The sequence below is a fragment of the Enterococcus sp. 7E2_DIV0204 genome (genome assembly GCF_002140855.1).
Classification (GTDB): Bacteria; Bacillota; Bacilli; order Lactobacillales; family Enterococcaceae; genus Enterococcus_L; species Enterococcus_L lemimoniae.
On record NZ_NGKY01000004.1, the window covers coordinates 79,845 to 93,425 of the forward strand.

At 37.6% G+C, this 13,581-nt stretch carries 11 protein-coding genes and 1 pseudogene; 1 reads left to right on the top strand and 11 read right to left on the bottom strand.

Annotated features, from left to right (window positions below; all coding sequences use genetic code 11):
* Positions 1-20 precede the first annotated feature (20 nt).
* The 7 genes from A5819_RS18175 to A5819_RS18205 form a co-directional block, all read right to left on the bottom strand.
* Positions 21-2,633 (bottom strand): phage tail tip lysozyme, encoded by a 2,613-nt coding sequence (locus A5819_RS18175; protein ID WP_086282006.1) that lies wholly within the window; start codon positions 2,631-2,633, stop codon positions 21-23.
* Between the two features lie 11 nt (positions 2,634-2,644).
* Positions 2,645-5,026: a VirB4-like conjugal transfer ATPase, CD1110 family gene (locus tag A5819_RS18180; protein WP_086282005.1), complete on the bottom strand. Its 2,382-nt coding sequence runs from the start codon at positions 5,024-5,026 to the stop codon at positions 2,645-2,647.
* Entirely contained in the window at positions 4,980-5,333 is a 354-nt protein-coding gene (locus A5819_RS18185; RefSeq protein WP_086282003.1) for a PrgI family protein, read from the bottom strand. Before A5819_RS18185 ends, A5819_RS18180 begins: the two co-directional genes overlap by 47 nt.
* Before the next feature lies 1 nt (position 5,334).
* On the bottom strand, positions 5,335-6,135 hold the full coding sequence (locus tag A5819_RS18190; RefSeq protein ID WP_086282002.1) for a type III secretion system protein PrgH: 801 nt from the start codon (positions 6,133-6,135) through the stop codon (positions 5,335-5,337).
* 12 nt (positions 6,136-6,147) lie between these two features.
* Positions 6,148-6,375: a type III secretion system protein PrgF gene (locus A5819_RS18195; protein WP_086282000.1), complete on the bottom strand. Its 228-nt coding sequence runs from the start codon at positions 6,373-6,375 to the stop codon at positions 6,148-6,150.
* Positions 6,376-6,406: 31 nt separating this feature from the next.
* Entirely contained in the window at positions 6,407-6,862 is a 456-nt protein-coding gene (locus tag A5819_RS18200; protein ID WP_086281998.1) for a hypothetical protein, read from the bottom strand.
* 104 nt (positions 6,863-6,966) lie between these two features.
* Complete coding sequence (locus tag A5819_RS18205; RefSeq protein WP_086353095.1) at positions 6,967-7,266, bottom strand: hypothetical protein; 300 nt, start codon at positions 7,264-7,266, stop codon at positions 6,967-6,969.
* Positions 7,267-7,564: 298 nt separating this feature from the next.
* Between A5819_RS18205 and A5819_RS18210 the strand changes: the two genes are divergently transcribed.
* A complete protein-coding gene (locus tag A5819_RS18210; protein ID WP_086353096.1) occupies positions 7,565-8,302 on the top strand; it encodes a ParB/Srx family N-terminal domain-containing protein in 738 nt (245 codons plus the stop codon).
* A 124-nt stretch (positions 8,303-8,426) separates the two neighbouring features.
* Here the strand turns inward: A5819_RS18210 and A5819_RS18215 are convergent, their stop codons facing one another.
* The 4 genes and pseudogenes from A5819_RS18215 to A5819_RS19435 form a co-directional block, all read right to left on the bottom strand.
* A complete protein-coding gene (locus tag A5819_RS18215; protein WP_086281996.1) occupies positions 8,427-9,224 on the bottom strand; it encodes a hypothetical protein in 798 nt (265 codons plus the stop codon).
* 30 nt (positions 9,225-9,254) lie between these two features.
* A complete protein-coding gene (locus tag A5819_RS18220) occupies positions 9,255-9,593 on the bottom strand; it encodes a hypothetical protein (RefSeq protein WP_086281994.1) in 339 nt (112 codons plus the stop codon).
* A 38-nt stretch (positions 9,594-9,631) separates the two neighbouring features.
* On the bottom strand, positions 9,632-13,171 hold the full coding sequence (locus tag A5819_RS18225; protein ID WP_086281993.1) for an LPXTG cell wall anchor domain-containing protein: 3,540 nt from the start codon (positions 13,169-13,171) through the stop codon (positions 9,632-9,634).
* Between the two features lie 160 nt (positions 13,172-13,331).
* Positions 13,332-13,581: pseudogene (locus A5819_RS19435) on the bottom strand (hypothetical protein); the annotation flags it as partial.

The following is a 13,581-nucleotide window of genomic DNA, read 5'->3' on the forward strand; positions in this document are numbered from 1 at the left end:
AGAACTCGTTTCTCCTTCCATTAATTCACACGCATAAAGAATTCGCCTGCTTCTTTTTTCAACACACGCCAACTCATTGAATATTCGCCACTCACATTCATTTCAGAGATCACAAATGTTCCGTCACTATTGACGTATTCTACGAATGCCACGTGCCCGTATACTGAACTTGATCCAGCCACACCATTTGTAAAGATTACGGCATCCCCTCTACTTGGCGTTGAAACAAGACTTGCGCCTGGTGTTTTCGTATAATTCAAGACCCATTGGTTGGCATTTCCCATTGTTGGGTGAATTGATTTGCCTAATTGTGCCATTCTGTTGTACACGTACCAGGTACAGTTTCCTAATGCATAGGCGTTTCCTGGCCACCCTTGTCCTGGCTTGGTTTCTTTATCTGTAGGTAGTGGTTTCATTTTATCTTTATATTTTTGGAATACTTCACTACTTGATCCATTGACTTCATTTCCTGAACTTGATAGGAATTTAAACCAATTTTGTGCAGCTTGTATCCGCTCATTTGTTTTATCTCCTGGGTTTCCTTCCCAATTATTTAAGAAATAGACGGTTAATTCTGGTACTGTCGCAGCTACTTTATTTCCAGCTGTATTAGCGGCCATAGTTCGGTATGCAGGAGAATCACCATTAAAAATGAAATCTAACTGCAATTGAAGATCATACCATTTTTTGTTTTTACTCTTGGCGTAATCAAGCAACAAGGTGTGTCGTGTACTACCATCAGCTGTATCTGTCCATTGACCTAATCCTAGACCTCTATGAAGAATATTTGGGAATTTTCCGTAGATTTCTGTTCCACCCATCGCAAGCCAAGTTGGATTATCCCAAGAATTAGCACTCGCTCCTACAGGTGGGTTTAAATAATCTCCTTCTGCTCGTTTTGGATTGATTCCACTTTCAACAGAAAAATTCCCTAAGATAGCGGCAATCCCTTCTTTTTTGTATCCTAATTTTGTTAAATAGTCATAGACAGCTCTTGCTCTACTTTCTACGTCTGCACCTGGATCAAACGAAGAAGAACCTAACAGCGTGGTTTGGGTATAGGTCACAGAAGGAAAATAAAAAGCTGGGTTAACTGAAAACCAAGCTTTTTTCTCTACATCATATTTTTCATACTGAAGAGTGACCGTTTCATTTGGGCTATTCCCTAAAAAGGTACCGATTTGTACGTCTTCATTTCCTTTAAATCGGCTACTCTTCACTCCTTCAATGGTCAAGCGTACATTCTTGGCTTGTTCGATCACTAAACTTGTTTCACTAGGAATACTTGTGATCTTACCAGATAATGGAGAGTTAAAGGCCTTATTAGCTTCTGTCATCAGTTCAATACCTTTGAATAACTGTTCTTTTCCGTTGATCTTTTCATAGCCATACCTTCGAGAAACAATTAAAGACTCTGTTTCAAAAGGAAAGGCTAACGGATCATCCAATGTGGTGTAGCCCAATTCTTTTTTAACTTCCTGATAATGGTCATAATCTTCACCAGGCATAAAGTAGTGTAATTTTTTGTCCGTTTCTACTTCTTTCATTGTCTTTAAGTCGTACTCAGGTGGTTTCCCATTTAAATTATCCCATAGATCACTGAGAAATTGTTCATAATTTTTTGTGCCAGCTGGGATCATACTTGCTAGCTTATACTCATCAAAACGGTAGTTCATATAAAACATGACATCGTCAATATTACTAAAAAACTGATTCGTATCATCACTATGTTGGGCATCGACTTTTGTCATATACACCCAAGAATCGGTTAAATCTTTATCGTCTTGCACAATCGCAGGCTTCTGTGTTCCACCTGCAATTGCGGCCAACATAAAAACGATCATTATTACAAGCAACACAATCCACGTAATTGGATTTTTAATAAGAATCATCGCTGCTTTTGAAGCCGTTTTTTTTCCTGTTAGGACAGAACGGACTAAGCTAAGCCCTTTTTCAGCTTTTTTTGCAGCCTTTGCAGCCTTCATTCGTTGACGGTGATTTCGTAACTTGTACATTAATTGCTTTCGTGTTGTCAAATCTGCAGGCGTTCGGTGAAACCCACGTCCTCTTGATAAATTAAGGAGACGATTCCCTAACCCATATGTCCCTTTTCCTGTTTTTAAAGCGACTTTTCCTGTCTGTTTTCCAATTTTTAGACCAACACGAATCTTTTGATTGGCTCTTCGAGCTTTTTGATACGCTTCTACTCCTTCACTTAAGATCTCATCGCCACTTAACACTTTGCGTGCTTGTTGGCTTACATCTTGTTTGAGAGAAACCTTAGCTTCCCCTTTTAACTGAACAGAGATACGTGACGTATCTTTTGCCTTTGTTTTTTTGTAGACACGTTTGGCTACTTTTTTTCCATTTTTATCTTCAATAAACTTTTTCTTTGCGATCATATGATTGATTGAGAGTGGTTTACCACCGTTTTTAACAGTCATTTTATGTTTTTTCAGTTCGCTCTTATAGTTCTTTCGAGAAAGTTTATAGTCTTTTTTTGCTTGCTTGAATGCTTGTTTAGACACTTTAGTAGCTTCACGTGGTTTATGAAAGGCATTTCTACTAATACCTTCTTTCACTCTTGGACCAACTTTTTGATCTAGTTTCCAAGAAGAATCTTTTTTTGTCATACACTCACTTCCTAAGCATCTGTGTTCATGATTTCAAAGAGTTCAGTATTAGGTGGAATAGGATTTTCAAATGGAACGATCGTGCCGTTTGCGTAAATCAGCCCTGTTCCTTGTGGCACTTTTTCACCAACGTATTTTAAGAGCTTAGGTCTCAAGTTAACCGCTTCTTTTAGACGTTGGAGATCCACTGGTTTTTGCCGTAACAAAATCATAAATTCACTATTGGAAAGCATTTTTCTACCTGCTGGACTATCCAACATTGTAGAAATATTTTGTGTGATTCCAGTTGTAACAGCGCCATACTTACGGATACGAACCCAAAGATTTAAGAACCAATTCGCTGATCCTTCTTCTTCAAAGTTCACTTGTAATTCATCAAAATACAAGCGAGTCGTAACTTTTCCTTGGTTAGCGACAACTTGTTTCCAGATTTGGTCTAAAATGACTTTCATCGCAAAAGGCTTCATTTTCTCATCAAGTTTTTTAATGTTAAACACCACAAATTTCGCATTCAAATCTATATTTGTCTTATGAGCGAAAATATCTTGAGAACCAACACAATAGGTTTCTACTTTAGTAGCCAACGTTCTCGCTTCTGCTTCTGGTTGTTCTAGCAAAATATTAAACCATTCTACGAGTGTAGGCGGTTCTTGACTTCCTTCAAAGACTTCGTATGTTTTTCTTGTCACACGGTCAACGATCGATGCGTCTTCATCTGTATATGATTTTAGTAAGGATTCAAACAAACTAGACAATAAATTGGCTTTTTCTTTGACTAAGTCAACGTTACGATCCTCTACATCTAATAACCGGCTATCAGCCATATCTAAAATATTCAAGTGGTGTTGTGTTCCTGTTGATATATCTAAAATCTCTGCACCAAAAGCTCGTGCAATTGGAATGTACTCACTTTCCGGATCAACGATTCGAAATAAATCATCCGGATAGCGTAACAACGCACTGATCATTTCCCATTTAGTTGCCATTCCTTTACCTGCACCAGACGTACCAAAAATCAATCCACTAGGAGTCGGTAGATCTTTCTTACGATCCAACGTGATCACATTATTCGTCATTTGATTTCGACCATAATATTGACCCGTTGGACTTTGAAGTTCAACATTTGTAAAAGGTACCTGTGAAGCCACATTGGTACTCGTCATATCACGCATATAATTCATTTCTACATCTAAGTACGGTTTTCCAATCGGTAGAATCGTGTTCAAGGCTTCCTCTTTGTAGTCTTCCACCACTTCAAAATCTACTTGCCATGTGTAGCCTACATCTTTGACCGACTTGATTGATTCCTCTAACTCTTTTTCTGTTTTTGCAATCACAAAGGTGGTAAAAATACCAGAAAACATTTTTTGTCCATTTTCTTTGATTTCTTCCATCAAGGCTTCCGTTGATTCTTTGATATCTTTTAAATCTCCTGCAATCATGTCTTCGCCAACACCTTCGCGAAAATTAGTTTTTTGTTGCTTACTAATGGCCACATTGTTCAATGTCTGCATCGTTTGAATATTTTTCTTTGCTTGGATCATGTCGTATGGTGTGGCATGGATACTGATTGCTAATTCTATTCCGATCGTACATAATTCACGGATCAAACGATCTTCTAAGTATTTTGGGTATTGCCGTATAGATAACACAGCAGCATAATACTCCCCTAAGCGCATGTATTGTTTTTCTTTTGAAAAATGAATTTTCCCAGGAACAATAAACGCTTTACTATTCAGACCGGATACTGCAATATCTTGATACGTGGTACTAAAATAAGATCCTGGGCGTAATAAGTCACTCATAACAGACAAGCGTTGTACCCCATCCAGTTGCGTAACAGATAGATCTACTTCATTTGATTCAAACCGATTTTTAAAGTTTTTGGCGATTGTTTCAATGTTTTTATTGGCCTGTTTCCTAGACGAACTTTTCGTTGTAAACGTCGCATATTTTTCAATGATAAAGTTCCGTTGATCTTGTTGAAACTGTTTGTCAATAATCCCGTTCATTTCTTGGCGGTAATTATCTAAAGAATCTGCCGCATAGGGCAATAAAATAGACTCTAATAAAGAGTCGTTCATCCGTTTATTGAGTACCAGCAGTTGGTACCTAGAATTTTTATCTAATGTATTCAAGCCATCCGCATACCCAACGACCACGTCTTCTTGTTCATCGTCCATCGCTACTTCGTAGTCTACTTCACCTAAGCGATACGTTTTAGAATACTCACCTTCCACAATATGCATGAGTCCTTCTTGAAATTGCGTGGTATATTTAATACTATCTTGAGCTGTTGGATTGGCTTTTTCTAACACCCGTTGCTTCATTTGTTTTTCTGTCTGTTTAGATCTCATCTGTTTCTTTGACGGTTTCTTTTTGAGTAAATTCATGTTTATCATATCTCCTTATCTGACCTGTTCTGTAGGTTCGTTCTTCGTAATAAAAGTGAAGCTCCAGCTTCCGTTTCTTTTCTTTCCACGTATCTAATAGTAGAAAAACAGGGTAACACCCTAGAACAAACGCAGTAGGAAGGGAGAAAATCAAAAACGCCCAATCAGGAAGAAAAAAGATTTCTACTCCTAATATGAGCGCTATTCCTAGTAGTAGGAAATAAGCCTTCAACTGTCGTAAACTGATCCCCCATACCTTCCGTTCAACTTTTGACACATCTCTATAAAATTGTGACCCTATAGCCATATTACATCGCCCCCATTAATCGTTTTGCCAAGCCTTGCGAGCCAATCAACATAATGATAATCGCAACATATTTTAGAATTAAATGAATATACATGAATATGTTGACAATAACCGTGCCTGCGTTTGCCCATATACCACCATCTAAAGAACCCATAGAAAGGTAATCGTTAGCCGTTAAAATCGGAATCAGTCCAAGGATCAATACCAACAATGCACCTTGAAGCACCAAAGCCATGACTTGCTTTAGAAATCCTACTGCAATGGAACGCAGTTCATCATTAACAAAGAATGCGATCAGGATAGGCGCTATTGCTTTGACAATGTACAACTGGAGACCTCTCAAAAATACAATGATCGTTGTCACAAGACCAGAAAGGTCTAATGCAAGATAGGCGAATACTTGAAATAAAAAGACAATTGGTTTTGCCCACCAAGAAACTTTTTCCATTGGAGGAATCATCTCAGAAGCGCTAGGGTTTGATATAACGGAATTGATCCATTTTGTTGCTTGAATCCCAAACCATACAATCGCATCCACAATATAGCCTGAAGACATAATCAAAACGAACGCAATAATATATTTCATAGCAAGATCCGTTAAGACCTCTACTCCTAATCCACCGTCTTCCATTTTGAATTTCTTTGTCGTACTCGTCATTTCCACCATAAAAAGAATGCCTAAGATCGCCATTCCTAAAGGAATCAATGCCATTGAAATCTTTCCCATCACCGCATTCGTTGTCGGATTGTACTCTCCTAGACTTTTAAACAATTGATCCAGGGTCGCTTGTGGAATTTTCATGTCATTTCCTCCTTAAAATTTGATTGCGCTAAGTTGAGCGAGAACATACGCTCCTACCCCTGTAGCAATCAAAGCAAAAGCACCGCCAACAATGACGGATTCAATGCCCTTATCTGTTTTTCTAGGATCATCGGTGTGCATTCCTGAACGAATGTCCTTTACCCCTAACATGATCCCTACTGCTGCTAAAACACCAATAATCGCTCCGATGATTGTGACAATTTTTGTAACGATATCCATTTTTGTTTCCTCTTTTCTACTTATTTTTTTGTTATTGCCATTCTGAAGAATGAGCTTGATCTGTTTGTTCAAACTCATTAAATCCTGTATTTTCTTCGCTGCCTTCAAACTCGTCTAATGTTAAATACTCCGTAACTTTTATCTGAGGTTTTCCTTTATATTCGCCCTCTTCTACACGAATATAGACATCTTTATTTAGTAAAAAATTATAGGTATCTTGGTTCCAACCGAATTCAATATCAGGAATTTCCACACCATTATCTTCAATACTGGCAAGAATAAAGCTTAGTGTTTGTTGGGTAAAATCATTCCCAAACGTTAGGAATGAACGTCCTTGTTCCCCATTCTTCCCTTCCAGAAAAAACGTAAACATTTTACTTCCTGAACTTGCAGGCTTATTTACAATCTTTTTAATGGTTGCAGCATACGTTCCTGGTAAGAACTCTTTTGGCCCTGTTGGTCTTTCTACTGGTCGTTGATATTTCATTGTTTTTCTCTCCTTTAAACTAATTTTTTTACAACAAAAAAGCACCTATTCCCATAGAAATACGTACCTTAACTTCATTATTAAATTTCCGATTAATTCAATACTTATTCTCTATTAGAGATCAACACTGCTATATATTCTTTTGTTTTTTCGTTGTAATAACAGCAATAATCAGGTGCTAAACAAATATTCTCTAAGTGAACTACCTCTCCATTCAAGATTTCATTTTCCAATTTTCCCAAATCACTGCTATCAAAAAAGTCTTCATTCAAAGATAAATACTTTTTTCTCGTCTCATCATACACTGCTTCTGGAAATTCATTTTTGACGAATGGCCATTGAGTTTGATCAATTTCTGTTACATATCTTGCAATTTCAACAGTTGCTGAAGTGACTTTTTTCATTACTTTTCTCCCTTAATTATTTTTTTTAATGATTATCTTGTAATTTCACCTTTTTTAATTCGTTCTAATAACAACTTTAACGACTCCTGTTTACCTTGGCCTTTTTCTCCTAACATAACGGCACTTTGGGCGTGGCTTTCTTGTTCGGCATTTACAGTTTTTTAGAGCTTTCTTTTACTCACGTCATTCCTCCTTTTGTTCATAATAAGACGTACGCTCAATACTTTTTGTTATAGATAGATTATCCAAATAGAACAGGATATAATAGAAACAAATTCTATTTAAAGAGGTGTTATACATGAACGCTAATTACAACTATGTTACTGGAAATCAACTATTTGTTAATTACTCTCAATTAAAAACTAGTCTGTTAGATTACACTTTTGCAGAAAACTCTTCAGAATGGGCTAATTCTTGGATAAAAGTTCTAAAAGAAAGTGCCATTCAACAAGAAATTTTTCTTGGCAATAAAATAAACAGAAATAAGTTTAATCAATTTTTCAAAAAATTTGATACAGAGTTCATTAATATAGGTAAAAAAGTAGATACACAAAGTATTCAAGGCTTTGTAAATGTATCAAAAGTTTTAACTACTTTTCGACGGTTACGACCTAATTCGTTAACTACTCCCACAGAGTTTTTATTAGATAAACGCTACTTTCTATGGCAGCAAACCACTGACACTACTATTAAATCAAGCAACTTAAATCAACCTATACTTGCGTTACCACTTATTAAAGGGCACACGCATATGATTCTTGATGGAAATCATCGAGCAACCAAAGCGATTTTATCGCCACAAGAAACGATTGAGGTAATTTATATAGATCGGGAAAATTTTTTCTTGGATCTTCAATTTTTTCCAAGCAAATTTGACTTTTATGCTTGTCATTTCGTTACTGTTCTCCATGAACTTGATCAAGTCAAAATCTGCCCAGGTATAACTGAGTTCATACCTCAATCTTTTTTCCCTCCGCAATTGCCTGAGATAGCCCAAGTGGAAGATTACTGGAGAAGGGACATTTTTAGATTGTGAATAGCTTCCATTACCTGTTTTAAAATCAAATCCAGGCCATGGAAGAAACATGGTTAATCTTATTCTCATAGCGATGATCTCCTTTTATAAATAAAAATTTTTTCCATGCCGTGCATCTTTTAATTTATTTGAGTACGTATCTATTTGGGAAAGGTAATCCTGCATGTCTAAATAAGCTTGGTTTAGCTTTCGTTTGTTCATAAACAAAGACATCGAACAATTCCTCTCCTTTGAAATAACCTTCTCCAAAATACATACCGCTCCATAGAATTTCTTCTAATAAATTTTTTTGGTCTATTTCTTCTTGTACAGCAAGTAAATCGTCTACTAGGATTCGCAAGTCTTCGACATATCGTTCAACATTTTCTCTGTCTCTATTTATGCGAAAAGCGAATAGGTATACTGAATGATTGGTTATTCTTATTTGTTGGCTCATATCTACTAACCTGATTTTTTCACAAAGTATCCAATCTTCAACCTGAATAAGCCACTCTTTTGCATTATGCAATTCTGCACTACTGCTCAACTTACATTCCTTGTCTAGTAAGCTTTGTTTTTCTTGCTGATCTTTAATCGCTTGTAAGATTGAAACTTTTAGTTGGTCTTGTTGTAAAATAAGCTTCTCAAATATGTCAATACCCGTGAAAATTGTTTCTGCTCCAGTAATAGCATCTAATGCCTTTCGGCGCAAACGTACATCTACATTGCTTTGTTTCTCAATTTCATCAATATCTAGTAAAAATTGTTCCATGACGGACACAAATTGTGCAGCATCTTGTAATGAGTCCCTAGCCACACGGACTGCATAATAAAATAAAGCAAGATTTCCTTTACGTAATTGAAAAGGAATATCAGAATATTGAATTTTGTTATTCAATACTAAAGACTCCACAAGCTCTTTGTATTCATTTTCTTCTTCCAATTGCTGATCACTCCTTTTAACACCTTCAACTTATCGTAAGTGCCAATTATGCATTTCTGCTTTGGCGATTCTGACATTATTCGGAACAGAGAAACGTAGTCCACCGTTATCATGATCACAATAACGGCCACTTCCTTGTACAATCGGGATACACAACCGTTTTTTTGCATGGATTAAACAGATTTCAGTGTATTCTTGTAATTTCCCCTTGCCTAATAGTTGGTTTTCTCTCATTTCAATGACCTTATTTGCGTTTAATTTGATAGTTCTTAACCGTGTTTGAGTGTCGTTGTACTCTAAAATAACATCGACGTTTCTGACAGCTAAACTTTTTTTCTTTTTCTCTTCTTTAAATGCAATAACTCCCATTTATTCACCCCCTGGTACAAAAGAAGAAAAACCGTTCACTAGAACGGCTCTTCATCATTTACAATTTGTTTATTTCTTTTTGATCGCACTGTGAAAAAGATAATGCTGCCTAAAACAATCACCCAACCTAATACTTTGATAAAAATACTTGTTGGACTATCGCCAGTATGTGGCAATACTTTGTCAGCTACTTTTTCAACTGGATTTTTTGGTTCTTCTTTTTTTGGATCTTGTGCTTTAGGTGTTTTATTTACACGCTTCTCCGTAATGTGGTGATCTTTCGTTCCATCGGAATCTTGCCATTGCTGATCGGCTTTATTGATTATATCGATTCCTGGTTTAACATCCTTCTTCACGGTCATTGGCGCATCGATCTTATAAATCTGGCCTAAAGGAATTTTTTCAGTATCCACGATCGATACCTCTTCCCCTTTTGAGTTTTTCGCTTTTTTGAAGACATTCGCTGCAATCGTTAATACACCGTCTTTGTCCTCTACTTTAAAGGATTGGGTCACGTCTTCACCTTTGGCATTGTAGACTTTAACCGTTTTAGGATCAGTGGTCAAAGAAGCTTTGTCGTACGTATCTACCATTTTTAATGACGTTAGTTTACTGGTTTGGTCAAACGGACGAGTATCTAACCATAATTGATAAACAAGCGTTTGTCCTGGCTTAACTTCAGTTGTGTTGATATTTTCTTTTTCGTTGTTGTCTGTCTTGTCGTTGTATGGATCTTTATTTGAGTCTTCGTAACGATCCTTCATTTCTGAATCATCATCTAAAAGTTTGTCTCCTGTTAAATCAACCTTTTCTTTCGATAAATCAAACTTATGTGGTTCAGGTTTAGGTGTTTTTGTCACGACTTCGTTGGAATCCTGTTTTAGATCATTGATCGTTTCCACGAAAGTGTTTATTACCTTCTCAGAGTCTTTGAAGCGATAGAAAGAAGCATGAATACTAAAACCTACCTCTTTGTCTTTATGCTTTTTTACAACGTCTAAGAATGCTTTTTGAGCAGTAAATAAGACCTTGCCGTCCTTATCTTCTGCTTTGACGAATTCATTTGGTAATTCGTCCCCTGCTTTGTAAGTGTCAAAGTCTGTCGTTGCGTATAGTTTGAACCAGCCATTGTATCGATCAAATGTTTCATCATAATCGTCATGGATCGTCCAAGTTGTTGTGTCTTTGCGGTTTGGTTTCAAAATACTTGCATTTAACTCATAAAAGAAATCTGAATTTAACGCCACATTTCCTTCATTTATCGATTCCCCACCGTCTTCTTTTGTGACATCTTTTGTTGGAGGTGTCGGCGGTGTAGGTTCTTCTGGTGTCACAGGGTTGTTATTCAAGTGGATCGTAGACAAGCTGATTGTTGGTTTCTTAGCTGTCACACTACCAACTGTCCCTTGACTGTTTGGATTTTTCTCTGAGCTGCTGTCTTGGAGCGCATATTCACGTTTAGAGAATACAGGTTTAGTTGGATCTTCTTCATAACTAGCAGTGATCGTTAGACGATCTTTTTCACGATCTGTCGTCATACGAATATAAATTGGTCTGATTTTCTCACGACCTTCTGGTTCACTCTTTTCTTCTAGTACCCAATCACCATAAACTAAATTACCGAAGGCGTACCCGTCATCACCTGTGACTGGATCAACACCTGTAATCATTGTGACTGGTTCAGCAACTGTTCCCTCTAATGGAGTAGCGACAAATTCAATATCGTTGAATCCTGAAGACCCTTCATTATTTGGTAAGGTGAATTTCTTGTTTAATTTGATTGCAGCATCGATCACACGCTCTTTTGACGTTACGTCAGACGTAACCACGTTTTCCGTTTTTTCGTCTTTGTATTTGATTTCAAAATCATGGTTGGTTGGATCAACTGTGTATCCTTCCCCTGCATCAATTTCTTTCCACGTATATTTCCCTAATGCTAAGTTGCCAACAGAGACTTGTAAGGACGTTTTGTCTACTTTTAATGCGACAGCATCGCCAAAGTTCACTGTCTTCCCACCGACTAAGGCACTTGTTACTTTTTCACCTGTTAATAGTTTTGGTGCGGGTTTGTCACTCCATTTAACAGGATCACCTTTTTTATGTGGAGAAGAACCTGTCGCATCCTCATTGTAGAACAGCTGATAAATCGCAGACGTTAGATCTGCTTTGCCGTTTTGTACTTTTCCAGTGTCTTGATCCACTTTTTGTAGAGTGTTTTGACCGACAACGGGTTTATTTTCTAGCTTCAGCGTTGTTGTTTCCCCTGTTTTAATAATGGTACTTTCATTTGGACGAACCGTTTGACCTGTCGCTGACCATCCTGTCGAACGTTCCACAACCGTATAATTTCCTTTCATGATTCGTTTCGATTTACCGTACCCATTTTTGTCTAGCTTGATCGTATCTAACACTTTTCCGTCTTTGTCTTTTACATCAAAGACTAGCTTGTCAAATGAATAGTTGCTATTCCAAGGCTTGTTTCCAAAACCAGCAACGGTTTTATTGATTTCAAGGAAACCGCCTAGAAGTTCACTGATCTTGAAAGGCGTATTGCCAAAGTGACCAGAGACAATATCCAAGTGATTTCCTGCACCATCCATGTATTTATATTGCACGGCATTGTTATTGTATTTTTTCAGTACAACATAACTATTTTCCGTTAAATCAGATGAATCCTCATTGATTGCACCATCAGAAGTTGATCGGAAACCATTACCAACTTGTGTTAACGCCGTGTCAGGTGATAGTACGTATCCTAAAGCCCCTTCACCACCCATAGTTGCAAGTTGATTCGCATCAATATCAGAATTTTTGATTGGCATTAACGTATCATTTTCTGGTAAAAGTTCACCAGTATCGCTGTTAATGAACGCTAATGTATACGAAACAGAGTCGATATATCCGAACAGCGTACCATCGGAGGATTCTCCACCTACACCTCCGCCTTCTGTTTGTCCACCGCCCGTGTTTGATCCGCCACGAACAATAGACCCCCAACCAAATGTAATTACACTGTTTTGAGATTTTGCACCCATTAAGACTGTTTTATAAGGTGTTCCGTCTGGTTCTACTGCACTATTAACAGTAACAGCTAAAGAAATCGGAACCAATGAACCATCAGAAGTTTTAATCGATGTACCTACATTTTGAATATAAGCTGTTTGACCTACATTTAATTCAATTGCACTATCATTAGGTAAGAAGCCATCCGCTCCCAATATAGTCGTTGCCGCAGAACTGATACTTGATAGCGGTTTTCCATTATAAAGCTTAGTGGACGATCCCCAAGCAGCCTGATTGATAATGTAAGTGGGGTTACCGGCACCTTCTAAAAGTCCTGCTAAAATATCTTGAAAAGTTTGACTGGCCATATTATCGGTTGGCGACTTAATGACGGGGGCATTATTGATTGTCCCAACTTGTGTTGCCCCTTCTGGTAAGGTTAACGCATCCGCTATTTCACTTCCAGAGGGAGGAAGTCCTGCCAGTCCACCTATTAGTAACAGCAATAATCCAAACCAGCTGCCGACTTGTTTTATTCGCTGTTTCAGTGTACGTTTCGTTCTTTTTTTCTTCATCAATTTTTCTCCTTCTTCTTAGTTTGGGGAAGAACGTGCTTAACTCCAGTCCATATTAAGGGGAACGAATACGAATCATGTTAATCTCTCCTTTAAAGAACAAAAAGAAGCAACCAAAATATTTCTGGTTGCTTCTTCCATTCAATTATTTAATTCAGTGTTAAGGTTTAAACCAAGGACTATTTGGATCTTTTGTTGGATCACTATTTGCGGCATCTTTTTCCGCTTGATTCAAGTCTTCTTGTGTCATTTCTCCTCGTCCACCTCCACCGTTAGACGGTTGAGACGGTGCTTGTGGTGCAGGTGTGCTTCCGCCACCTGTTGAACCTCCATTACTTGCAGGTGGTGTGTAGCCACCATTCGTTGGTGCTTCTGGTGCGACATAACCACCGTTGTTCCCTGTATAGCCA